The following is a 25,879-nucleotide window of genomic DNA, read 5'->3' as shown; positions in this document are numbered from 1 at the left end:
CACTCTCCCAATATGGAAAAATGATTACTTCCTGAAAGCAGAAATGCCGCTGAGTGTATCAGCGGCATTTCAGGTGTGCTCCCAGGTTTACGAATGTAAACGCTTCTTTTCGCGCTAGGCGAATCAGATTCGGGATTTCTCCAGCCAACGTTGCAACCGCGCATCCAAATCATCGTAGCGAATAGGCTTGCTGATATGATCATCCATACCTACTGACATATAGAGATCATGATCTGCGTCAGTTTGTGCCGAGGTGACAGCAACAATTGGCAAGCGACGCACGCTGTGAGTCATACGCTCGTAATCGCGAATTTTACTGGTGGCGACGAGGCTATCCTGTTCCTTCATATCATAGTCCATTAGCACCAAATCAAAACGCTCTCGCTCTACAATCTCTACCGCCTCCAATCCATTTTGTACAACCTGCACATAGCAACCGAGCTTTTTCAACATGGCGCTAATCACCATTTGATCTACCCGATGATCTTCTACTAAAAGAACCTTAGGCACTATGGCCGCGCCCAAGTTTTCTTTTTCGGATGTTTTGCGCTCGTCTTCAAGATTTACGTTCAATAATTTTTGCACGGCGGCATCGTGTAAGCGGCGACGCATAATCGGTTTTTCGATAATACAAACCTGCGGGTTATTGCGCAGATGTAATTTCATTTCAGGGCTGTCACTCTGCAGTATACCCATCGCGAGAATTTGTTTTACTCCAGCAATTTCAGGGTGCGCGGTAATTTCATGGGACAGCGCCAAGCCGTTCATACTATTCAGCCGGGTAAAGATAAACACCAAGTCAAACGGTGTTCCATTGGCAGCTTGTTCGCGCAACTTTGATATGGTCTGCTCCTGCCCCGCCACAATCGTTGTCGCCATACCCCATGCATTCATTTCATCGGCCAAGGCATTGGCATTGTGCTCAGGCAAATCCACCAACAACGCACGTTTTCCACGCAGCTTTTGTTCGGAACCAAAACGACGCTCTTCATGGGAAACCACTTGTAACGCGATATTGATAAAAATACGATTGCCGCGATTTTTATTTTGCCGCAAATGAATGCTGCCTCCCATACATGCAGCCAGCCCTTTACAAATAGCAAGACCAATTCCTTTTTGATTACTCTCGTGCGCTTCAGCATCATTTTCACCGGCGACATTTTTTTCACCATCACTGATGATGACCTGCAACTCACCAAAATCATCTTGCTCCTGATGAAAACGCGCCTCAACATAGACATGGTCAATGCGGCTCGCTTTGAGTGTATGATTAAGTAACGTGGCAAGAATTTGATTTAAGCGAGTAACATCACCTTTTACCCGCAGCGGCATATTGGGATCAAAGCTGTAATAGAGCTCAATGCCTTGCTGATGAGCATCGAGGGTAAAATCTTGTACAAATTTTTCTAACACCCGGCGCAAATCAAATTCAACATCGTCAAGCACCAGTGTCTTGGTAGTGATCTTGGAGAAGTCCACCACATTATTGACCAGATCAATTTGCCTGCCCGTTGCCTTATTCGCAGTTGTCAGCAATTCGCGATGATGCTCTGAAAGCTGACTGTCATCAATCAATGAAAGTGTACTCATTACATCGCTAATAGATGAGCGAATCTCCTGCCCGAGATTGACCAAAAATTCATTCTTTAATTCGATCTGCGCTTGCGATGTACGCTTTTCATTTTCCAACCCCTGCGCTCGCTCGCGCAACGCATAGTGCGCTTCCAAACGCTCCCAGTACGCAAGTGATGTCACCTTGCCTTGATGACTCAGCATAAGATAAAACACCAGCATAATACTGCCGTATAACACACCTTCGGCATTGCCTAAAAACATCGCAGTAATTGCAGCAGGAATTTGACCAATCGCTAAATACAAACTGAGAAAATGGCGATACGGCGCAAACACATTGGCGACACTGGAGTAAAACACGACGGAATAGAGCCACATCACCAGCGTTTCATCGCGCATGCCCTGCACCCAGGTGAGGGTCACTAAAATCACACTCCACCACGCTGCCCCCAAGCAGGATGCAAAAAAGTATTGATTGCGCCAACGTGTGGGCGCGCGGGCGTAAAGTGCATCGAAGCGAAACAAATAATAGCTGCGCACCAAAGTCACCAGCAGCAACCCCGTCACCAGCACTATCGCCAAGTTGTGTTCTTTTTCCTGAAAATCGCCGAATGCAAGGCAAAGCACAAAGACAATAAAATTAAGAATTAAACCGCGTCGGCTGTATTTGGCAACACGAGCGTCGGTTTCGCGCATGATGGCGCGGTCTTTTTGAACCTTGGTGGCGGGGACAAAAAAATGGAACATGGTTAACCCACAGTTATAACAATGAGAATCAAGGCTATGCCTTTAGGCTAGCTAAGGATGTGCACAAATACTTCTTTAATCACAAACACCATAATCGCAAAACCCAGTACCCCGAAGAGGATAAAGGTACCAAACCGGCCCGCTTTGGATTTTTTAGCAAGATCCCATACGATAAAAAACATAAAGATAATCAACCCGCCGCCACAGAGATACATAGCCCAGGTTTCAAATTGTTCGAGATCCATGGTCGTTTAAGCCCAATACAGAAAATGAGAAGGATGAATGGGGCGGCATTGTAGCGAAAAAAACAAAAAGCCGCTGTAGTAGCGGCTTTGAGGAGGGGAAATCAAGCGATTGATTACAATCTTTTTACAGCAACTCGATCAACTCGGGCACAGCCTCAAACAAATCAGCCACCAAACCATAATCTGCCGCTTGAAAGATAGGCGCATCTGCGTCTTTATTGATTGCCACCACCACCCGTGAATCGCGCATTCCAGCTAAATGCTGCACCGCGCCGGATAGCCCTACGGCGATATACAATTCGGGAGCCACCACCTTGCCGGTTTGCCCTACCTGCATATCATTGGGGACAAAACCCGCATCCACCGCGGCACGTGACGCACCTACCGCAGCGCCAAGTTTGTCAGCCAATTGATAGAGCAACTGAAAATTCTCGCCCGCCTGCATGCCGCGCCCACCCGACACTACCACACGCGCCGCGGTCAGCTCAGGCCGCTCACTTTGCACCTGTTGCTGACTAATAAAACGGCTAATGGTTTGTGATGGCGGAGGCGTGATAGCAACCACTTCCGCACTGCTTTCTCCTAGTGCCACTTCACCAAAGGCGCTCGCGCGAATACTCAGGAGTTTAATCGACTGCTCTGTACGTAGATGCGCTAGGGCACTACCTGCATACACCGGACGTTTGAATTCATTGGCAGATTCAATTGCGACCACATCGGTAACAGGTTGCAAATCCATCAGCGCCGCTATGCGCGGCAATAGATTCTTGCCAAAGGTTGTTGCTCCTACACAGACATAAGCATAATCCTGGGCCAGGTGCGCCAGCCAAGGCGCAAGTGTTTCCGGTAGTTGATGCTCACAGCGATCATCATCGGCAAGCAATACTTGGCGTATACCCGGTACACGCGCAGCCATTGCTGCAGCAGCGGCGCAATCTTTACCGGCGACCAGTAGATCCACCTCTAATGAGGTAAATTCGCCCAAACGCGCCAGAGCGCCCATCACCTTCAGGTTGATTAAACTGAAGCCACTAGCACCCAACTCAACCAATACCAGCGCACCCACCTTCTTTGATGTGTTCATAGCACTTTGGCCTCCTGCCGCAGTTTATCTACCAATTCAGCAACGCTGTTGACCTTAATGCCCTGCTGGCGTGCTTTGGGAGCATCTATGGAGATGGTTTGCAGGCGCGGCTGTAAACTCAAGCCCAATTCCGCCAGAGGGATAACAACCAGCGGCTTTTGGCGCGCCTTCATAATATTGGGCATAGTTGGGTAGCGCGGCTGATTCAGACGTAAATCTGTGGTGACAACTGCCGGGAGCTTGAGCGCAAGGGTTTGCAAACCACCATCCAGCTCGCGGGTTACCCAAACCTCATCACCTTTGCACTCAATGTGCGAGACAAAGGTGCCCTGAGGATAACCGCAGAGCCCAGCCAACATCTGCCCGGTTTGATTGTGGTCACCATCAATAGATTGTTTACCTAACAGCACCAGTTGAGGCTGCTCCTTTTGCACTAGTGCATGCAGCACTTTGGCAATAGCTAAAGGCTCAAGAATAGATTCGGTTGTAATGTGCAGGGCGCGATCTGCCCCCAGGGCGAGCGCGCTACGCAATTGATCTTGCACGGTCTGCTGCCCAATACTAACTACCACTACCTCGCTGGCCAGCCCTTGCTCTTTTAAGCGAATGGCCTCTTCAACAGCGATTTCACAAAAGGGATTCATCGCCATTTTGGCGCTGGCGATGTCCATACCACTACCGTCAGCCAAAGGGCGCACGCGGACACCAGGGTCCACAACACGTTTAATTGCCACTAAAATTTTCACAGCGTTTTCCTTGCGGGTCCAAAGTAAAAGGGTCGTATTCTCTATTTTTATTGATTGCCAAATATTCGCAACCTCACCATTCAATCATATTCGCCAAATAGCCTCCATAAAAAGGGTTTTTTACCTCATGAGTCACCATGAAACATCAATTTTAATCTAATCGTGCTCACCTTATGTACGGCATGAAACACATTGCGTACACTGCCGATCTGCATAAACCAGCCCTCTAATTTATCGGATTATTCATGCGTACAACCAAATTTATCTCTATCGCGTTTATTTGTATTTTTCTGTCTGCTTGTGTTTCGTCGCTACTGATTGGCAACCAACTACAGAGCAAACTAATGTGGTCTTTTCTTAAACCCCTAGTGGGATTCGACCCCAATGAGGTGGACCTCTTTGAAACACCTATGGTAAAAGACCGGATGACCTCATTACTGGGTGATAAGTACGAACCCACCATGAAACTATTGCGTACCGCGCAAGCGATCCAACAGGAAGGTGCATTGTTTTATGTAGCCTCCCGTTACGCGCCACCGCAAGTGCAGGAAATTACCGACAAAGCAGCCATGGTATGGAATGCCGATACCAACCAAATGGCCGTCATGTTGATTAAAGATGGCACACCAGAAATTATTTCGGAACAAGTCGAAGGCGCAAAACAGGCTATCACCCCTGTTCTACCAAAAGAATTGCAAAGTGCTTACGACCAAGCCAAAGCTGCAAAAAGCGCATTGAATGAAAAACAAAAAGCGCTAATGAATGTACAAAAAATTGTCGAGAACCCTGTAGGTGCGGTAGCAGATAAGGTCAATGAAAAAATTGATAGCAGCATCACCAACACCACTCAAAAAGCCAAACAGCAAGCAACAGAAAGTGTGCAACAAGCCCTACCTGTCACTCCCGTTATAGATCAGGAACAACTGGACTTTGATGCGGCCATGAAAAAGGAAGCTGCTGAGATCAAAAAGAAGAAAAACCAGTAACTCATTTCCGCTGAAATCGATCGATTTCAGCGATACTTAACCTTGTAACAAATTGAACACTGAGGCATCTATAGGCTATTAATCGCTATGGATGCCTTTTTTATGTTCAACTCTCCAGCACTCTGCCGTCTGCATCAAAATTTCAGTAATAGACTCAAAAGCAGTAGCTCCAATATTGCCAGCTTCGCTTTACGCCTTTACTTAGCGCCGATTTTTTGGATGGCAGGTATGAACAAGCTCAACGCATTTGATAGCACCGTTGCGTGGTTCGGCAACACTGAATGGGGGCTAGGCCTCCCCCTCCCTTGGCTTATGGCATTCTTGGCCACAGCCACTGAACTTGTCGGTGCAGTATTGCTCGTGCTGGGGTTATTCACCCGCCTGATTAGTATTCCCCTGATTATTACCATGTTGGTCGCTATTTTTGCCGTGCATTGGAGCAACGGCTGGCAGGCGATTGCCGATGCCAGCGCACCTTTTGCCAATGAGCAAGTGCTAGCAGCAACTGACAAGCTCGCGCGCGCGCGGGATATTTTGCAAACCCACGGCAACTATGAATGGCTCACTGGCAGCGGGAAATTTGTCATCCTCAACAACGGCATTGAGTTTGCAGCAACCTATTTGATTATGCTGTTGGCACTGATTGGATTAGGCGGCGGAAAATATCACAGCTTGGATTATTGGCTACGTAAAAAACTCGAGCAGAAAACTACGCAGAAAAATTAATCCACTGTACACAGCTATTATTGCGAGTGCTAAGCTTGTGCGACTACCGCCAATTAATGTGTGCGGCTCGCCCAAATCCAACACGAGTAACATGATGATAGATAATGAGCGCGAGCTAATTGCGCAATTAATGAAGGGGGATGATTATGCATTTCGCCGACTTATTGCCCAGTATCACTCCCTAATGCTGAACATCGCACGCGCCATTGCGGGTGATACTTTCGCCGACGATGTAGTGCAGGAAGCATGGGTTTCGGTATACCGCAACATTGTCAATTTTGAACAGCGCTCCTCACTAAAAACCTGGCTACTGACAATCGTAAGCAACCAAGCAAAAGCGCGCCTGCGCAAAGAATCACGCCAGGTTTCATTGGACCAATTAGATGGTGAAACACCAGGTAGCTATCTTGATGGTACCCATTTCAAAAAAAATGGTCATTGGCAACAATCCGTACCGCGTTGGAACAATGAATCGCCCGAGTCATTATTAGAAGAGCAGCAATTACAACGCTGCATCAACCGTACTCTCGATCTGTTGCCATCCGCACAGAAAGCCGCATTTATATTGCGCGATATTGAACAGCAATCCTTTGACGATATTTGCAACATTCTTTCAGTTAGCGCAGCCAATGTGAGGGTACTGGTACACCGCGCGCGCCTTACTCTCATGCAGGTAATTGATCGCTATCAGGAGACTGGCTCATGTTAAGTTGCAAACAAGTAGCTGCGCTCGCCAGCGATTATCTAGACCGCAATAGTCTGGATAACAACACCCAGCTTAAATGGCAAATCCGCTTGCATTTATTGATGTGCGCAAACTGCCGCCGTTTTGTCCGCCACTTAAAAATCACCCAGCAAGTCGGCGCTGGCATAACAAAACATGCTTCGCCTCAGGACGCTGAAATGGTCTGGAAAAAACTGCAAGCCCATATCAAAGAAGAAACACAATCAAAACAAAAATAAATCCGCGCTTGCCCGGCAAATTATTTGCGTTCAGCCCAGTCTGCCAAACGCTCTTTTGCAAGCGCTAGATCTGCAGGCGTATCTACATCCAAACTGTCATGCTCCGACATTAAATAGGGTATTTCATGGGTGCGTGGAATTCTCTCCTCTCGCAAAAAATCATCCACTTTAAAAATGGTAATAGCGTTATTAGGCATGTAAAGCGATGGCAAATCCTGACGGCGTAAATACGATGAATGTGCGCCCGCCAGCGGCTGCAAAAACTCCCCGCCACCAACATAAGCTTTCATCAATTGACTATTAATTTCGCGCACACTGATCAAGCTATGGCAAGTGGGAAAATCATGGAACTCCGCAATTGCTTCGCGAATATGTATTGCAGTACGCAAGGGTGATGTAGGCAGCAACAGGACAATAATATCTTTACCGTTTAGCTTTAAGCGGTGAATAAACTCTGCAACAACCGGGTCAATCGGCGTTTCATCCCGCGCCAAATGAGGATCGCGTTTTAATCGCTCGGCACCATAATAATGGGCTACCGATAGAATCTGATCATCGTCAGAAGATACATAAGTTGCTTCAATAACACCGGAGTCTTGCGCTGCTTTTATCGTATAAGCCAGCAGCGGATGATCCCCCACTGCCACGATATTTTTTTGCAGTATGCCTTTTGATCCACCGCGAGCAGGTACAAGTGCAACTACGTTTGACATAACCCCTCCAGTATTCGACAAGTGTCAGCAATCATTAGGGTATAGCAAAGTAATGATGAAAGGTCACTAAATGAACAAAATTAATCCGCACGTGCATCTAATGAAGGGGCAAACATTCCTCCTCATTAGGTTGAACGGGGAGGAACGCTAAAAATTAATTATTTTTTGAGGTAAACGGTAGGCGATCTAAAATACCATCCAAAAAATCACCGGTAGAATTGAGGCTGCGCACAATAGATTCCATCGCTTGAAACTGCGCCATCAACCTTGCTCTATAAGCCTCACTACGCCGAGTTAAGTCAGCTTCGGCTTTGGTGACATTCTTAATATCTTTAGTGATATTGGTTTCACGCTCTTTGATCGTGCCAGATGACTTCAAAAATTCATTGATCAAATTAGTCATGCTGCCAGAAAAACCGCGTGAAAACGTGATGCTGCCAGAGGTAGTACCCGGCTGAACGATCATACTTAGGCCTTCCGCTTTACTACCAATTGCAGGTAAAAGAATATTGCCGTAGCCAAATGCTGCAACGCCGCCTACTGTGCCGCCAACATCGCTACCCGTTACGCCTCCACGCACAGCTATACCCAAGTCACTCATATCACCGCCCGCAGCAGTAAAAGCGACTTTACTGGAGCTGCCATAGGAGTCAGAGGTAAATACCAACTTGTTAGCTTCAAAACTGACCGCCACCGTTGTTTTTACTGCCTTTAAATTAGCATCGAGATTAATCAAGCTTTGAAAATCAGCTGCTAACTGGGCGCCAGAGGTATAAGTTTTTCCATCAGGCAAACTGATAGATGCAGTGCTCACACCATTTAACGAAAAAGTGAAGCTGTAGTCTTTACCTGTGGTATCAAACGGGAAAGCAATAACGTCATCATTGGTCAATTTACCCTTGCTAGGCTGCTGGGTTATAACAACATCGTAGGTTCCAGGTTGGCTTTTGGCAGAGTATTTGTTGACATCAATATTGACACTGGACGAAGAGGTTTTGGGTACAAAAATATCGCGCACGCTGTCAAAGTGATTATCAATAGCAGCGCGAAAATCAAGGTTTTCCTGATCTTTCTTGTTTTCAATAATTTCCAGGGAGCCGTCCAGCTTGGTGCGTATCCCCATGCTTGACAGCGCATTAAAATTACCGCTTAGCCCGGCAACGGATGACGACAAAATATTGCGCAACCCCTGAGTGATGCTTTTCGCCAGTGGGTCACGTTGCAAACTGCCGTAAGCCTCCAATTCCGAATCAAAACCGACCAGCTTCTCCACTTCAGTTTTGAAGGTGTTGTAGGCAGTTACAAAATCGCGAATAGTCTGTTCTGCCGTGGCTTTATCATGATTGATAGTGACATTGATCGTTTCTGTTAACGAACTGGCAAAAAGATCGAACTCCAAGCCGCCAACCACGTCTTTAATTTGGTTGGATTCACGGCTCACCAACAAGCCATTGACGCGCACTTGTGCATCACGCCCTTCTTGTTGTTGGATTAGGTTGCGGGTGGTTTCGTTAAAATTAAAACTTGCCAGCCCCAAGGAGGCAGGGTCTTCTGTCGCGGTGATTTCAATTTCGTTTTTGGCGCCGGACTTTGCCGTCAACAACAACTTATAACCACCACCATCACTGATAATACTGGCCGTTACCCCAAGGTTGCCTTTATTGATGCTGTCTCGCAGCCCAGTAAGCGAGTTATTGGAATCGTCAATGGTAATAGTGCCGCCTGCAGTTTTGCTTGAGTCAACGGTAAAGGCTGTCACGCCTGCGTTCCACTCTCCCAACCGGATAGTTAAGGTGCCCTTGCCTATAGGGTCAGTCATAGAGGCAAAAGTACCTGAACTGAGCGATTGTGGCTGCGCAATTTGCTCTACTTTCAGTTGATAACTGCCCGCTACTGCAGCGGCATCTAGCTTGGTAATGGCCAGCAACGTAGTGTCTGGAATAGAAAGGGACTTGGCATTGAAGGTATCTGCACTGCCCAGCTTGGCGGCAGCGGTTTCGAGCTTTGCTAGCGAGCTGCGCAAACGCCCAAAATCCGATATTTGAGTCTCCAGCAATGTTTTTTTGGTAGTGAGGCGCTGTGATTGAACCGCATTATTCGCTTCTGTCAGTTGATCTGCCAACTTGTTGGTATCAATGCCAGAACCGGTTCCCAATGCACTGATAATGCTGGAGCCTGTCGCGCCATTGCTGTTAGTTGTACTTGATGTACCGTTCACCATTGATACCTCCCCACCAAAAATTACCGCTTGGCTATCTTCATTACATAAGGTTAGCGGCAACCGGTGGGTAAACTTTAGCCGGTTTTGCCGCTTTTTAAGAGATTCATTCCTCTTCCATTGGTTAAGAGCACGATCTGCGCCAATTACATGTTTTTATTATCAATAATTGACCTAACCCACCCCGCCGTTAGTTGTTAACGGCAGTGTGAAATAGAATGTACTGCCTTTACCCAAGGTTGAACTGTAGTCAATTGAGCCCCCCATTTGCTCAACAATAATTTTTGAAATACTCAACCCCAAGCCGGTACCGTCACGATTGCGCGTGTCTGATGAGTCACTTTGGGCAAACTTTTGAAAAATGCGCGAACGGAATTCATCTGCGATTCCCTGCCCTTCATCCCTTACCGCCACCTTGAGGCTTTCCGCATCATTAGTAAGCCGTACTCGCACTACACCATCAAGATAAGAAAACTTAACCGCATTGGACAGCAAATTTGCCATCACTTGTAGAAAACGATGTGGATCTATAGCGGCAAGGCAATGAATAGATTGCTCATCCGGAACATCCAATTGTAATTGCACCCCATAACGTGCGGCATACCCCTGATTTTGTTCAATGGCTTGTTGCAACAATGGATAAACTTCGCACTGCTCCAGCGTCAGTGTTAACTTGCCAAATTCCAGTTTTTCGATATCGAGAATATCGTTCACCAAACGCGCCAACCGATCTGCATTATTGCTGGCAATAGTTAATAGCTCATGCAGTTTAGCTTCACCCAATTTTCCACTCAGCGCGATGCTCAGCGCCCCTTTAATCGAAGTTAACGGCGTGCGCAACTCATGGCTGACCGTAGCAACAAATTCATTCTTTAACCGCTCCATTTTGCGCCTGGCAGACGCGTCGTGAATAATAAATGTAAAAAACTTTCGTTCGTGAAGCGCAACCGGGCTGATACTCAATTCAATTTCCAAATCATTTCCATTACTGCAGCGACCCAGTCCATCACTTAATACGGTTGCGGTATTATCATCACCAGTAAAGTTTAACCCTTGCCGCATAGATGGCACCAATTCGCCGATATGCAAGTACGCAAACTGTGCAATGGGATATTTAAAGAGTTGTGCCGCGGCGGGATTGGCGTTTTGAATAAACCCCTGCTCATCTACCACTAAAATGGACTCAACTGCGTTATCCAAAATCGCTGCTAACTCTTTGGTACGCTGCTCAACTAAATTCGTAATATGTTGAGTGCGCCCCGTGATCAATAACAAAAAACCACCGAGTAAACTACAAAACAACAAGCCGCCAGCCAATACAAACCAAGACTGTAAACTCACATGATCTACTAGATATTTTTCTGTGGGAGTCACTGTAATTAATAACTGCCGCCCCCCTAGTGCCATAGTCTGACTCAACGCCAAACTGTGCGCATAAGCGGGCACTTTAAATTCCTGGGTATGGTAAAAAGGCTTGGGATCACTCACATCGGTGATATCAGTAATTGTTAATTGAAAATCGCCTGAAGCATAGGGTTTGACTATGGCAGCCAATAGGTCGTCAATACGCACAACAGCGGTAACATAGCCTTTTAACCAAGGTTCCCGCGCAACCGGATTTAGTTTGAGCGACGCGGAATCGTAGACCGGCTGATAAATCAATACACCACTCGATGTGGCTTTATCTTGCAATAGTTGCACGGGGCGAGTCATAGCAAATTCCCCCGACTCACGAGCACGATACAACGCCTCGCGCCGAATAGGGTCGGATGCAACATCAAACCCAATAATGACTGAGTTTTTTTGCCAAGGGTGAATATAAGAAACCACTACATACTCATCACGGCGCAAAGCTGGCACAAACTGGCCGGTTGAGTCTTTTTCTTTAATAAAAAAATCTGTACCTAAACTCTGACTTTTTTGAATTTCAAACTGCGCGCGCTGGGCATCTTTAACAAACTGATTCCAAGAAAACCCTGTAATTCCATAACGCCCAATCGTCACATGCTCTATATAGGTAGCAAACTCATCGCGAGTCACCTCTTCTGACGCGATAAAAAATGAACGCAAGGTCGCTAGTGTATTCACTACCGATGAGAAACCGGTATCGACCGAACCGACTAGCAAGCCGGCCTGTTGTCGAAAATGATCATTTAATTTTCTATTTTCGTTGTTGCTGGATATAACAAACACAGCTACAACAATTAAACTGCTTACAACAATTGGAACACCTACTGTCACGCGGCGCCCTCGCCAAAAATGGCGCGGTTCCGCAAACAAGACACACACCAACGGCGCCGCAATCAAAACACCAATTGCATCCCCTATCCACCAGGTCCACCAACTATAAAAAACCTGTTTGGCGGGAATCACATCGCTCATAAATAACGCCATCACACCTACAGTGGCACTAATACTGGTAGCAATAGGTCCGCCCAAAATAAAGAAGGCGAAAATACTGCGCTCGTCGGTCAGACTATTGGGGAATCCAATATAACGACGAATCAACCACGCTCCTGCAGCACTCGCAAGAACACTGCCACAAGCAATTTCCGCTGCAAGTAACACTACTGGCAACTCCAGTATTGGCGCAGGGCTAACCGAAATATTGAGTAGCAATGAACCGACGAAGACGCCAATCGCCATGGGGTAGCCCCATATCAATAAAGCCCCTAGCGAGATCCCCATAGGGAGAAATAAACCAGAAACAAAACCGGGCGGAATTGCCAGTAATAACGACAGGCGCCCAGCAAGGAAATACGCGAGCGCAAGTAACACAATACGCAACACCCAAGGTGTTGCAGGCATACGCCAAATTTTTACCATCAAATGACTCTCGTTTTCAGCTTTCCTAAGCCTAGTCGAGTCCCTTCCCAATGGCACAAAAAAACAATAAAAAACCGCCCAAAGCAAGCCTTGGGCGGTTTGTTAAGCCGATTGCCACTATTAACGAAGCAATTGCAACACCTGCTCAGGCCGTGCATTGGACTGCGCCAACATCGCCTGAGCTGCCTGTTGCAGAACTTGCGCCCTGCTCAATGCGGCCGTTTCTGCAGCGAAGTCAGCATCCACAATCCGCGAACGCGATGCAGAGGTTTTTTCAGATACGTTCGCCAGGTTAGACATGGTGAAGTCCAAGCGGTTGTTAATTGCACCCAATTGCGAGCGAGCATCGTTAATTGTTGTAAGTGCATTGTCGATTACACCTAAGGCTTTTTGGGCTCCAGCCGCCGTATCAATACTGATTGAAGCGATGGCAGTACCAAACGCACCCTCAGCCGTAACATTGGATTCCAAAATCCCCAAAGTATCAGGGTCTGCATTTGCACCTAACTTAATACTGATCGGCGCGCCGTTAGTACTGCTGAGCTTGATACCACCGTTAACACTATTGCCGTCAGCCACTGCTGCAGGAGTTGGGTTATTTACAAAGTCCGAGTGCGCAAGCAAAGCGCCACCCAAAGCAGTCGCGACTGAACCTGCCGCACCATCTCTAAAGGTTATTGAGGATGTTGAACCTTCCAATACTACTCGCGTACCCAACAAACTTGCAGAGATGCCCGTTGCATCTGTGCTCGCATTAAATAATGCAACCACTTCAGAAATGGTTCGCGTCGCCGATGCAGCCCCCAAATCAATGGTCACGCCATTTAAATCAAAAGGACCTGCCAAGGTAGACAATGTGGCTGCGGCAAAGTCCAATGTTGCCGACGAAAACGCTGCCGCTGTAACACCCGTGTCATTTTGCGCTGCGTTAATTGCAGCCACTTTCCCAGCCAAAGAATCCGTATTTTTATTGGAAATGGCTACACCATTAATGGTGAGGTCACCCACATTCCAAGGTACAGCCGGTGTGGCCATACCAATACCTTCAATGTTGCCAGGATTGGTATTCTCGCGGAAACCTAGTGCATTTAGCTGTGCAAGTGTTCCAGTTGAACCACGCGTGATAGTAATCGGATCACCATGCTCAGACTCCAGTACCAACCGCCCAGCATAGGTTCCCGCGATACCACCACCGGCTGCGTTAGCAGGCACACTACCATCGGTAATGGTGAAGCTTGCAACATTAATACCGGCAATACTCAGTTTGCTGTTATCACCCACAATCGCATTCAGCAGACCACCGCTTTCGGTGTTAATTTTTTCAGCCAGTTGATTCAAGTTTTGCGTATTGGTTACCTGAACCGTTGTAACTGTGCCGTCCAGCTTGGTAATAGCAACTTCAAAAACTTGACCATTTTCCAATACACCCGTACCCGCCCCTGTTGCAGTCGCTTGGGCGTAGGTGGAGGCATCAATACCCAGGACGTTTTTATTGATCAAATCGATCAATTTATCCATGGTTTGCGCAGGAACCGCTGGTGGACCAACAATTGCAAAACCTTGGTAGCTTTCCAGCGATTTGGCAATCGACTGACCATTGATCAAGATGTCATTTTCATTGATCGCCAATGTCGACAGATCAATTTCCCCACCCAACATATCCACGCCAACAAAGCCCATACCGAGGGTTTTGGCGTCCATCGCCGGGATTTTCATGGTGATGGTTTGTCCGGCATCAGAGCCGACTTGTAGATTCACCTTGCCCAAGGAACCATCTAATAATTTCTGGCCATTAAACGAGGTGGATGTTGCGATACGATCCAATTCCTGAATCAGTTGTTGTACTTCTGCATCCAACGTTTTGCGGTCTGCATCGGAATAAATACCGTTCGCTGATTGGATCGACAACTCGCGCATACGCTGCAGAATATTCGTGGATTCTTGCAAAGCGCCTTCCGCAGTTTGAATCAGTGACACGCCATCGTTAGCATTTCGAATCGCTTGATCCAAGCCACGAATTTGTGAGGTCATGCGGTTGGAAATCGCCAAACCGGCGGCGTCATCTTTAGCGGAGTTAATGCGCTGCCCGGAAGACAAACGCTCACTGGCACGATCAAGCGCGTTTCCTGAGTTCATCAATTGACGCTGTGAATTCAAGGAAGCGACATTGGTGTTAATGACTAAAGGCATAATGTATCTCCTAATGATTGTTCCTGTTCACAGTGCGTTTTCTGTGACAAGCCGACTGATGAAGCTCAGGGACATTAACAATCTGCATTGCATGGTCTGTGAGAACTTCGTGGCAAGACTTGTAAGAAATAATTAACCAACAGGATTTCTATACGGGTCGCCTAAACAGGATTTTGCACAGACTGTGCCAAGATAATTTCAGGCGATTTTTAAACGGAACAAAAAGTGGCGAGATACAATTAAAAGCGGAAATAAAAAATGCGGATAAGACGGTAAAAATCACAGTCAATAATGATTGGAAAACACAAAATAATTTTGAAAAAAGTGAACCTGCAAAATAAAAAAAGAGAGCCGTTTTCACGACTCTCTTTTCAGTTAAAAAAGCACCAAATAAAAAACGATAACTACTTGTTTTTAAATGATTTTTAAGCTTTTGCGCTAAACAATAAGCCAGATGATTCCACACTCATTTTTTGCGCTAACCGCAAGAAGGTTTCATCGGGAATCTGACGAATAACTTCTTGTGTTGCACGATCCAAAACCTTAACCACCGTTTCGCCAGAATCAGGGTCATAAGAGAAGTTTAAATCGCGTTGCGTTGATTGAATATATTCATTCATTTGCGCAACGGCGGCCTGAACTTTCTCTTCTATCGCCTTAGAATTGACGGGTTCTTGTGGTTGTGGCTTTGCCGCTACAGCGGCAAGCGGCAAATCATTGCCGGTTTTTTGACCTTTTGCACTGCCCGCTTGTGGCGAAACCGACACAGATGAAATCTGTGTCGGACCCGCAGTGACTTTAGTGAATTCATTCATACCCAAATCCTCACTAAGAATTCCTCTGCACAACCCTAATCAACCAGATTGCGCAGAGGAATCAGTCATTATCTCAACAGAGACAGTACTTGCTGTGGACGAGCATTAGACTGAGCCAACATCGCCGATGCCGCTTGTTGCAATACTTGTGAACGGCTCAAGTTTGCGGTTTCTGCGGCGAAGTCAGCATCGGTAATACGTGAACGCGCTGAAGATGTCTTCTCAGAGATGTTCGCCAAGTTGGAGATGGTGAAATCCAAACGGTTGTTGATAGCACCCAGATCCGAACGTACATCACTGATGGTAGTCAGTGCATTGTCGATTACTTTAATTGCCTTTTGTGCGTTAGCTGCGGTGTCAATGCTAATCGAGGAGATAGCTGCACCGAATGAACCGCCTGCACTTACGTTTGAATCAATCAAACCAGTTTTAGTGGTCGCAGTCGCATCTTTAACGTCTACCTGGATAGGATTTCCATTGCTGCTTACCAATTGAATACCGCCAGCAGCGGTAACGCTTGCTGTAGCAATATCTGCTGGTGTAGCCGCACCGCTACCAAATTTAGCGACGTTGGTGCCTGTTAATGCAGCCACTACTGTATCTGATGCACCGTCGGCCAGGGTAATTTCATTAGTGTTACCCTCCAAAAGAAGACGAGTCCCGCTCACTGTAGCCGTGATTCCAGTTTTATCAGTCACTCCATTAAATACTGATGCGATAGTGGATAGTGTCGTAGTAGGTGTACCTGCAGCCACAGTAATATCAACACCATTTATTTTAATAGCTCCGCCAGCAAGTGCGCTCAAAGACACCGCACTAAAATCCAACACAGCAGAGGAAAACGCTTTCGCTGTTACACCAGTCTGATCAGATACACTATTTATGGCTTTCAATTTATCGGTTAAACCTGCAGTAGCGCTTGAACCAACATCGACACCATTAATCTTGAGATCCCCAACAGCCAAAGCACCTGCACCAACTGCAAAGCCTTCTATAGTGCCCGCTTTATCATTCTCGCGAAAACCTAGGAAGTTTAATTGTGCCAAGGTTCCGATAGAACCACGGGTTACAGTAACTGGGTCACCGTTATCCGCTTTCAGTACAATACGAGCATTTGAGTCAGCTATAGTGCCTAAAGCGCCACCGGCATCAGTGAAAGCAATTGAAGATACATTTTCGGCAGAAATTGATACTTTCCCATCGTCCCCAATGCTTGCGCTAAATTTACCGCCACTTGACGCATTCATTTTATCAACCAGTTCAGACAAGCTGGCTGTACCAGTTGAACCGCCGCCAATATCAATAGCAGTCGTAGTGCCATCTAGATTGGTTAGAGTCACAGTGACTGATTCAGTAGCAGTCAACACTCCGTCACCCGCGTCAGTGGCAGTTGCAACAGCATAAGTAGATGCTGTCACACCATTAACATTTTTATTAATGTGATCAAGAAGTGCTTGATCACTATTAGTTGCACCAGCACCGGCACCATCAAAAGTATCGGTACCTTTAATAATTGACTGGCCATTAATTAAAACACTTCCCTCTCTCAAAACATCGGTTGTGGTGAGTGAGTCAATAGCAAACGCACCGCCCATTAAATCCACACTGGTTGAACCCATGCCCAAGGTTTTAGCGTCCATCGCTGGCACTTTCAGTGAGATAGTTTGGTTAGCACTTGAACCCACTTGCAAATCAATTTTGCCCAACTTGCCATCTAACAGATTTTGGCCGTTGAACGAGGTGGTTTTAGCGATACGATCCAATTCAGATACGAGTTGTTTTACTTCCGCATCCAGTGTTTTACGGTCGCTCGCGGTGTAAATACCGTTCGCAGACTGTACCGACAGTTCACGCATACGTTGCAGGATGTTGGTAGATTCTGACAGCGCACCTTCCGCTGTTTGAATGAGGGATACGCCGTCGTTGGCGTTACGAACTGCTTGATCCAGACCGCGGACTTGAGAAGTCATACGGTTGGCAATTGCCAAACCGGCAGCATCGTCTTTTGCTGAGTTGATACGTGCACCTGATGACAAGCGCTCAGTTGCGCGGTCAAGCGCATTGCCTGAACTCATCAACTGACGTTGAGCATTCAGAGAGGCGACGTTTGTGTTAATTACTAAGGCCATGATGAATCTCCAGAGTTAATGTCTTGTGCAGTCTGGCTGCTATAACAAGTCGGTTGATGAAGTCTGAGAACAACGGACTAATCAGCACTTCTAAACAGGTTATCGACACATTCCGGAGTAGCTTTAGCGTTTTTTTATTGCAGAACCCAATTATTTATAGCAGTAAAAGACAAAAAACGTTTAAAACAGTTATAAAACAACAGGCCACGTCAAATTACTGCCCGTAGGCATCTATGGCCTTTGCGGTACGATTATTTTGACGTAATTCTGACGCTGCATTTTCTCGATGAGACTCAGCAAGTTCGGCAAGAGTCTTATTGATGGTCTGGATTTCCTGAATCACATCAGCCGCTTTTGCTTCTAAATCGGCTTGTGCCAAGGATTCCAAATATTCGTGATCATTTAGCGACAGCAACCCTTGTTGACGCTGCTGCACCAATGTCTCAAAGGATTCCCAATCGCCCGCCTGGGCAAGGGATAACAATGCGTGGGACTGACTGAGTGCGCGGGTAAGTGGATCTAACAGGGGATCAATATCCATAAATACAGCTCTTCATAGTGAGTCAACAGCAGACTAACGCCATATCTCAAGATTAGCAAAAGATAATGAATCAGCCGAAGAGATTTCAAGCCCCCAACGGCACTCATTCAATAGAAGAAGATGCGCAAAAACTCCCAATAACCAAAAGAAACTATAAATAGCTGAACAATGTTAACTGACTGACTTTAGCAAAGCTTTGCTGGGAGGCATTTAAAATTAGCGACTGCATTGATAGGCGTATAGTCGCTTCTGCAACATCCACGCTTTCCAAATTAGATAACGTGGTCTGGGTAAATAAAATAATATCCAAGTTTAATGATGCCGAACTCTCCAAGGTATTCAAGCGTGCCCCCACCTCACCCTGTACCGCAACCAAATTAGTAACCACGTTCGTTAGATTGGTTAGGGTTTTAGCAACAAGCTTACCTAGCTCCTCCTTACTCTCTGGCGTATCGACGACATTTTTCATTGCCTCACTAAAGCGCGAAAGCGTAGTGAGCAGCGCCTGCTTATCTGACGAGTCGATAAAAAAACTATCGCCAGGTTTCACCAACACTCCACGAGTAGATTTACTGCCGTCACCTTGGGTAGCAAAACCCATCACACCATCCAGAAAAGTATTACCACCTTTAACGGTGATAGTGGAATTATTGTTAGAAATAATACCTTTATCGGTAACAGATAAACCCAAACGCACTAGTTGTGCCGCATTGGCAGGGTCATTAAAAGCTGCCGCCAGCTGAGTTTGATTCGTAATGTTTTGATTAAATGTCAGCGTTTCAGTTTTACCATTTACTTCTATTTGAAAACTCGCCGGTGCAGTAGAAAAATCGTGTGGTGTAATAGTGGCAGGAGCAACAGGAAAAGGCATGTTCACTGAACGAGTACCGTTTGCGCCCATCATGGCTGCAGCGCTAGTACCCACACCATCGGTCAACGTAATATTTAACCCTGTTGCACTCGAGAAGCCTGCCGCATCAACACTAATGCCTAAATTTGCCAATCTTGCTGCATTGCCCGTAGGCAGCGCAGGCGGCACTGCTGCGCCATTGTTTAATGCTGCAACAAACCCGGTAGTATCACCAGCTACAACACCTGCGGGAAAAGTAAACTCCTCCGTTTTGCCACCCACGGTAATGCGCAATGTATCACCCGGATTAATGGCGCTTACTGGCGCAGCCACATCAAACGGTATGGTGCCAGCAATGGCCGATTCACCCGGATAAGGATTGCCAAGAATTTTAAAGCGCGCGCCTGCCACCTCTATATCCTGTCCTGCCATATAAGGCTGATTCACTAGCAGCTGCTTACCCGAGGCGCGCTCGCTCACCGTAAAATTAACGGTAGAGCCTGATTTGGTAAAGGTCACCACTAAATCATTAGGATACAACTTGTCAAATTCTTGCTGATCAAAGACTTGACCTACTGATATCAGTGCGGGAGGAACAGCTTTATTGCTAGGGTTGGCGGATGTTGTAAATGTATTGTGGCCACTGGGGATATCGACAAATAATCTTTTCCCGGAATCGCTCACCGCCACACTAACCGATGCAGATGCCTGCAAACGCAGCTGCCCCTCATCGCCAAGGTAAGAATAATTACCGCCACCATCACTCACAAAAGGCTTAGTATCACTCTGATAGCCAGCAAAAATATATTGCCCAGAGGCATTGCGCGTATTTTGTAAATTAACAAGCTCTGCAATGCGTGTATCTACTTCCGCCGCGAGAGACAAATAGTTCTCTCGGGTCATTACCGCAGTATTACCTGCGGATACCGCAATCGTGCGCATTTTCTGCACTAAGTCCACAATGGATTGCAGATTGGTTTCTTCCAAATCCAAACTGTTGTCGGCCACATCGACGTTCTTTTTATATTGTTCTGTGCGCGCCAACTCCTGATTTAATTGCAATATGGCCGTTGCCGCAACTGGGTCATCTGCCGGTGAAAGCACGCGCTTACCCGTCGACAATTGCTCTTGTGTTTTCGCGAGGGCAGTTTGTGCCTGGCTAATACCCAAAGTGGCGATATTGTAAATTTGTGAGGTAGAGATACGCATTATTTACTCCCGCTTTAACGGTATTTTTTGCAAGGCGGCAATAGTTTGCCCACACTGGTGCTCATACCGTAGTAATGCACAAAGCACTCCAACTTTTCATAACGAAACAATATTCGTGCCTCCGGATAAATACCGGAGGCAATTGAGAAATAAGCCACAGTTGAATAAAACAGATATACAGAGAGAACCAGCTCAAAGCGCTAGAGCTAGAGAGAATTAAGCAAGGTATCAAACAATTCTCGCGCGACCGAAATAACCTGCGCATTAGCCTGATAAAGCTGTTGAAACTTAATTAAATCAGCTGCTTCTTCATCTAAATTTACACCGGAAATTTGGTCGCGCATGGTTTGGCTTTGCTCTAATAAACTTTTGCTGGCTTCGGTATTAATTTTTGAAAGGCTACTTTTAGTTCCCACTTCTTCAACCAGCTTTCCATAACCATCACCAAAACTCATGGTGCCATCTTGCATAGTCGATTGAGTTTCCAGTGCGACCATTAACAATGCGTTGCGGTTATCATTTTTACCATTGGTATTAAAACCTATAGTGAACGTATCACCTGCTTTAGGTTGCCCGTTAATGGCGGCTTGATAACCAATAAAAGAAGATTGCGCAAACGTCGCCAAGCTACTATCGCCAAAGAGCGGGCTATTAGTAGGCGAGGTTTGCAGGCTAATGCCGTTGGCCATGGTGATATCAATCCGGCCGCCCACCGTAATCGCACTTTGCTCCCCGCCGCCTGCATCCATACCCATCAAGCGGACATTCGGGTTGCCGTTACTGTCGTTCACATCAATTGAATTCGTCGCACCGTTTGATGCTTTTAAGCGAATATCAATGTTGACACCGGAAGATGCAACAATTCGCAACTCCGGCGCACCCGTAACAGGATTACTACCGCTTTGCGCATAAAAACCCAAGGTTTTTAAATTGGAATTCGAATTAATGCGATTTGCTAAATAGGTATTGAAACCCGCCTCATCCAGATTTGGATCGGGCACATCAAAACCAAATGCAGTAAGTGACGGATTGTATTCCAATAGATTTTCACCATTTACAGACAACTGTAATGGGGGCGCGTAGGTGGATGGATCAAAATTAATATCGGTAATTGTTGCCGTTGTCACTGCATTAGCGGTCACCCCTGGCAACGCACTGATCTGCGCCGCGGTTTGCATAGCAGATGCACCCGATACTGTAGTGATGGTTCGATTACTAATCGATCCGGTATCCGGATTTTTAAAAGTAAAATTTAATTGCTCCGCTAAATAACCGTTTGCCTGCGGCAAACTCGCCGCCGTCATCGCCAAACCTGCAGGCACGGAGAGAGGATCAATTGTTTGCACAAGGCGCCCTTCAGGCAAACCAACCCGCTCTCCCTTTCCAGTCACCCGCGTCTCACCAATATCAGTCGTAAAAATATTGTTGTTGGCACCGGGAATAAAGGTTTGGTCGCGCATGGCGGGAACCAAATCTTTAGGATTAGCCGGGTCGCTATTGTCCAACACTTCATAGGTTGTTTCAGAGGTGAAGCGAATTAGAATCGGCGGTGATAATGTTTTTGGATTTGCAAAAGCGGGCAAGCGATTACCGTTTTGATCCACCAGACTTAATACTTCGCCCGCACTGATAAGACCGCTACCTGAATTACTGGTGCTGCCTGCCGTACGTATGGGCGATGCAAATGCAATATCTTCCGGGCGTTTAATTTCTGAGCGAATATCGCGCGAACCATTTTTGGTGGGCTGAATAGTAAAACTATCGCCTCCCTGAAATGAACCGCTAGTCAAGTTGATGCTGACACCGTCAAATGAAATTTTTGCCGGGTAAGCACCCGATAGAGTACCCTGCTCTACGACGGTTTTATCTGACAGGCGCGTCACCAAATAATTGCTGGAACCAGGCGCAATTTCAAAACGGTAATCACTGGTAGTTAATTTATTGGTGTCATCAATGGTGACGGAAATTACGCGATCATAAGGCTGCGCATTGGAACCATGGGCCACGCGGTTAGCTGCCAAAACCGGATCATTAATATCGCCAAACATCCGTTGGCCATAGTCGCCATCAAGGTCAATACCCTCTTGCTGCTGAGTATTAAACTGATCAGCCATAGTTAGTGCAATACGCCCTAATTCATTCATCGAAGGCTGTAATACTTCACTGCGAAAATGCAACAACCCGCCAATCTGTCCACCCGATATTTGCGCGGTGACGTCGGCATTAGAATTATTGCCGGTTAGCTGCATTTTTCCATCATTGGTCACACTAAATACGCTGGCTTTAGTGCCAATTACCAAAGGCTGACCATTGCCAATAAAGACATTTACATCGCCATCACCTTGATTAACCACTTGCAGTGATACCAATTCAGAGAGTTGACGCAAGGTTTCATCGCGCTTATCCAACAAATCATTGGGTGGATTACCGCTGCCCGATGCGCGCTGCTCGCCAATTGCTTGATTTAGCGATGCAATGGAGCTGGCCAATGAATTCATTTGTGCGGTAACAGTTCTCACCTCACCATTAACCGAACTTTCAATATCGGTTAAACGCTGATGTAAATTATTAAATCGAACACTCAGACTCTCCGCTTCAGTCACAATAAGTTGCCGACCCGGGGTGGAGGCTGGATCGTTCGCGCCATTTTGCATAGATGCAAAAAACGTTTGTAATGCACCAGCCAAACCGGTACTAACATCCGCAAATAACTTATCTACCTTGCCAATATTAGTGTTGAATTTATTCAGCTGATTAAACGTCGAGGAATCCAAGCGCAACTGTGCTGTAGCAAACTCACTCACCACACGTTCAATAGATTGGGTTGTAACACCGGAACCAATAAAACCAGCGCCACCAATGTTTTGCTCTGGGCGAGTAACGTAGTTAACTTCCTGACGCGAATAACCTGCCGTATTAGCATTGGAAATATTGTGCCCTGCCGTGCGTAGGGCATTTTGGCTTGCCTGCAATCCAGAAATAGCATTTGAGAGGAGACCTGACATAGGATTACTCCACTAATTGACGGCGCGCAGCCGTCGCTAAAGAGAGAATAGATTGCGCCGTGGTTTTTACCTCATCAAGCGGGCTTAACTCACGCAATGATTTAATCGCATCAGTATTTAAAAGCTGTTTTATTTTTTTCGCGTACTCAGGGTCAGTCGCATAACCAGCTGACTGCAAAGCCTCTGCGTAACCAGCCGAATCGGTTCCCTGCTGCAATACTTTCTCGTAACGCGAACTATTTTTCATTAAGCGCACATAGTCAGAAAAACTATCGGCATAATCGCGGTATTTGCGAAAATCGGCCTTTTCATTCACGGCAATGCCATCGCGGTATTCAAGCGTAGCAACATTGACTTTGTCGCCCTGCCACTGGCTGCCGGTTTTGATGTTGAACAAATTAAAACTATTCTCGCCTTGCTTATTGTGAATCACATGTTTGCCCCAGCCCGTTTCTAACGCGACCTGAGCAATTAACACCTCGGGGCTAATGTTCAACTCAGCTGCTGCTTTTTCAGCATGAGGTTTCAACAGCATGACAAAATTTTCTTGGGTGCTGCTGATACTGGCCTTTTGTCCTGCGCGCTGGCTACCCGTCATTATTTTGTTGGCGAGAAGATGAGGAATACCGTAGTGAACCGGTAGCTGAACTTGCTGATCTGATTCAGCTTCCGACAAAACTGTTTGCAACTGGGCGTTATCGCTCATGCGAATAAAGTCGTTGATCCAATTATCCAAGTCATCTGTATTCACCACACCAACATCTGCATTACTGGCTTTTTTATATTCCACAGCATGATCCAGCATGCCGCTTATATCCTGCATTGATGACCCTGCTGCGCCAGATTCCGGTTTCATACCAGCACCATAGTTTTGCAACATTTGTTTATAAAAATGATCAGCCAAACCTATGCCACGGCCACTGGTTAGATTAAGTACCATTTGCTGATCGAGCATATCGCGATGAAAGCGTGTTGTTTGACTATCAAAGTAGTTGCCTTCACCAAACGCTTCATTCGCTTCGCGCATGGTTTTTAACATTTGTTGCACAAACATGGCTTCAAATTTTTTGGCGACTTCTTTTAATGCTTGCGGATCTTTATCGCGCCCCATTGCTTTAATCGAATTAAGCGAATTAGGGTCAAGATAAGAATCCTGCACCGCAGAAATTTTGGCACCTGCATCAATAGGTAACATTTAGATCACCACCAATTCTGCTTTAAGAGCACCTGATTGTTTTAGCGCCTCAAGAATCGCCATTAAATCGCTTGGCGAAGCCCCAACATTGTTAACCGACCGCACTATGTCATCCAGATTCGCGCCAGGGGCAAATTTAAACATAGGGTTAACTTCTTCATCGGCGCGCACATTGCTGCTTGGCACCACTACCGTTTGGCCATCGGCTAACGCATTGGGCTGGCTAACCGTCAAACTTTCAGCTACCGATACGGTCAGGCTGCCGTGCGTCACCGCCACCGGTGACACACGCACATTTTTTCCTACCACAATGGTGCCGGTGCGTGAATTGATAATGACCTTGGCAACTTCTTCACCCATGGTCACCTGCAGGTTTTCTAACATTGAAATAAAGTCCACCCGCTGTGCAGGGTTCGCGGGTGAGCTAACCATAATCGACACAGCATCAATTGGGCGCGCCACATCTGGCCCCAATAAAGCATTAATACTTTTTGCCAAGGCATTGGCGGTAGTGAAATCGGCGCGATGCAGATTAAATACAATCGGCTGACCACCGGCGAAATTATTTTCCACCATCCGCTCGACAATTGCACCGCCAGGAATACGCCCAGCACTGGGAATATTGACGGTAATTTTTGAGCCGTCATTACCCGATGCGCTCAAGCCACCAACCACTAAATTGCCTTGAGCAACTGCGTAAACCTTGCCATCTAATCCCTTAAGTGGTGTCACCAACAAACTGCCACCGCGCAAACTTTTTGCATTACTAATGGAAGATACAGTGATATCTAGCGTTTGACCTGGCTTGGCAAATGCAGGCAGCTCCGCTTGAATCATCACCGCTGCCACATTTTTCATTTGCATCCGCGCACCTTCCGGTACGGTAATACCAAATTGCTTCAACATACTGTTGAAAGATTGGGTGGTAAAAGGTGATTGGGTTGTTTGGTCGCCAGTGCCGTCTAAGCCCACTACCAAGCCATAACCCACTAATTGGTTGGCGCGCACACCAGCAACACTTGCGATATCTTTAATGCGTTCTGCCTGTGCTGCCGCACTGCACAGCAACACAATCGCAACAATGACTAGATTGATATTACGCATACAAAGTACCTCGTT

19 protein-coding genes are annotated in these 25,879 nt (G+C 46.5%); 4 read left to right on the top strand and 15 right to left on the bottom strand.

From position 1 onward, the window contains the following. Nucleotides 1-123: 123 nt before the first annotated feature. From AWU77_RS06360 to AWU77_RS06345, 4 genes are all read right to left on the bottom strand, one after another. Nucleotides 124-2,319, bottom strand: coding sequence for a response regulator (locus AWU77_RS06360; protein ID WP_062060475.1), 2,196 nt, complete (start codon nt 2,317-2,319; stop codon nt 124-126). Between the two features lie 47 nt (nt 2,320-2,366). Continuing rightward, nucleotides 2,367-2,564 carry a DUF2788 domain-containing protein gene (locus AWU77_RS06355; protein ID WP_062060473.1) on the bottom strand — a complete coding sequence of 66 codons (198 nt, stop codon included), beginning with the start codon at nt 2,562-2,564 and terminating at the stop codon, nt 2,367-2,369. Between the two features lie 124 nt (nt 2,565-2,688). Then, the gene (locus AWU77_RS06350) at nt 2,689-3,630 is read right to left on the bottom strand and encodes an electron transfer flavoprotein subunit alpha/FixB family protein (RefSeq protein ID WP_375600833.1); all 942 of its coding nucleotides are present in this window, start codon (nt 3,628-3,630) and stop codon (nt 2,689-2,691) included. Nucleotides 3,631-3,644: 14 nt separating this feature from the next. Continuing rightward, the gene (locus AWU77_RS06345; RefSeq protein ID WP_062060468.1) at nt 3,645-4,394 is read right to left on the bottom strand and encodes an electron transfer flavoprotein subunit beta/FixA family protein; all 750 of its coding nucleotides are present in this window, start codon (nt 4,392-4,394) and stop codon (nt 3,645-3,647) included. A gap of 245 nt (nt 4,395-4,639) precedes the next feature. Here AWU77_RS06345 and AWU77_RS06340 point away from each other — a divergent pair, with 245 nt between their 5' ends. From AWU77_RS06340 to AWU77_RS06325, 4 genes are all read left to right on the top strand, one after another. Next, nucleotides 4,640-5,380 carry a hypothetical protein gene (locus tag AWU77_RS06340; RefSeq protein ID WP_193747507.1) on the top strand — a complete coding sequence of 247 codons (741 nt, stop codon included), beginning with the start codon at nt 4,640-4,642 and terminating at the stop codon, nt 5,378-5,380. Nucleotides 5,381-5,608: 228 nt separating this feature from the next. Then, nucleotides 5,609-6,106 carry a DoxX family protein gene (locus AWU77_RS06335; protein WP_238582325.1) on the top strand — a complete coding sequence of 166 codons (498 nt, stop codon included), beginning with the start codon at nt 5,609-5,611 and terminating at the stop codon, nt 6,104-6,106. 91 nt (nt 6,107-6,197) lie between these two features. Beyond that, the gene (locus AWU77_RS06330) at nt 6,198-6,815 is read left to right on the top strand and encodes an RNA polymerase sigma factor (protein ID WP_238582324.1); all 618 of its coding nucleotides are present in this window, start codon (nt 6,198-6,200) and stop codon (nt 6,813-6,815) included. After that, nucleotides 6,809-7,069 carry a zf-HC2 domain-containing protein gene (locus AWU77_RS06325; RefSeq protein WP_062060464.1) on the top strand — a complete coding sequence of 87 codons (261 nt, stop codon included), beginning with the start codon at nt 6,809-6,811 and terminating at the stop codon, nt 7,067-7,069. The genes AWU77_RS06330 and AWU77_RS06325 overlap by 7 nt, the downstream gene beginning before the upstream one ends. Before the next feature lie 20 nt (nt 7,070-7,089). On the opposite strand, the gene AWU77_RS06320 is transcribed toward AWU77_RS06325, so the two are convergent. The 11 genes from AWU77_RS06320 to AWU77_RS06270 form a co-directional block, all read right to left on the bottom strand. Further along, on the bottom strand, nt 7,090-7,782 hold the full coding sequence (locus AWU77_RS06320; RefSeq protein WP_062060462.1) for a cytidylyltransferase domain-containing protein: 693 nt from the start codon (nt 7,780-7,782) through the stop codon (nt 7,090-7,092). A gap of 154 nt (nt 7,783-7,936) precedes the next feature. Continuing rightward, a complete protein-coding gene (fliD, locus tag AWU77_RS06315; protein ID WP_062060460.1) occupies nt 7,937-10,003 on the bottom strand; it encodes a flagellar filament capping protein FliD in 2,067 nt (688 codons plus the stop codon). Nucleotides 10,004-10,174: 171 nt separating this feature from the next. After that, on the bottom strand, nt 10,175-12,826 hold the full coding sequence (locus AWU77_RS06310) for a CHASE domain-containing protein (RefSeq protein WP_062060458.1): 2,652 nt from the start codon (nt 12,824-12,826) through the stop codon (nt 10,175-10,177). 120 nt (nt 12,827-12,946) lie between these two features. Beyond that, nucleotides 12,947-15,016 carry a flagellin gene (locus tag AWU77_RS20895; RefSeq protein ID WP_062060456.1) on the bottom strand — a complete coding sequence of 690 codons (2,070 nt, stop codon included), beginning with the start codon at nt 15,014-15,016 and terminating at the stop codon, nt 12,947-12,949. 425 nt (nt 15,017-15,441) lie between these two features. Further along, nucleotides 15,442-15,831, bottom strand: coding sequence for a flagellar protein FlaG (locus tag AWU77_RS06300; protein WP_062060454.1), 390 nt, complete (start codon nt 15,829-15,831; stop codon nt 15,442-15,444). Between the two features lie 68 nt (nt 15,832-15,899). Beyond that, nucleotides 15,900-17,960, bottom strand: coding sequence for a flagellin (locus AWU77_RS20890; RefSeq protein WP_062060451.1), 2,061 nt, complete (start codon nt 17,958-17,960; stop codon nt 15,900-15,902). A 214-nt stretch (nt 17,961-18,174) separates the two neighbouring features. Beyond that, on the bottom strand, nt 18,175-18,501 hold the full coding sequence (locus AWU77_RS06290) for a flagellar protein FliT (RefSeq protein WP_062060450.1): 327 nt from the start codon (nt 18,499-18,501) through the stop codon (nt 18,175-18,177). A gap of 151 nt (nt 18,502-18,652) precedes the next feature. Continuing rightward, complete coding sequence (flgL, locus tag AWU77_RS06285; protein ID WP_062060448.1) at nt 18,653-20,560, bottom strand: flagellar hook-associated protein FlgL; 1,908 nt, start codon at nt 20,558-20,560, stop codon at nt 18,653-18,655. A gap of 206 nt (nt 20,561-20,766) precedes the next feature. After that, entirely contained in the window at nt 20,767-23,565 is a 2,799-nt protein-coding gene (flgK, locus tag AWU77_RS06280; protein WP_062060446.1) for a flagellar hook-associated protein FlgK, read from the bottom strand. A 4-nt stretch (nt 23,566-23,569) separates the two neighbouring features. Next, nucleotides 23,570-24,760 carry a flagellar assembly peptidoglycan hydrolase FlgJ gene (gene flgJ, locus AWU77_RS06275; RefSeq protein WP_062060444.1) on the bottom strand — a complete coding sequence of 397 codons (1,191 nt, stop codon included), beginning with the start codon at nt 24,758-24,760 and terminating at the stop codon, nt 23,570-23,572. Continuing rightward, complete coding sequence (locus tag AWU77_RS06270; RefSeq protein WP_062060442.1) at nt 24,761-25,864, bottom strand: flagellar basal body P-ring protein FlgI; 1,104 nt, start codon at nt 25,862-25,864, stop codon at nt 24,761-24,763. Nucleotides 25,865-25,879 lie beyond the last annotated feature (15 nt).

The organism is Cellvibrio sp. OA-2007 (assembly GCF_000953825.1).
Classification (GTDB): Bacteria; Pseudomonadota; Gammaproteobacteria; order Pseudomonadales; family Cellvibrionaceae; genus Cellvibrio.
The sequence above is the reverse complement of the archived record's forward strand: the minus strand, read 5'-3'. Positions and strand labels throughout refer to the sequence as shown.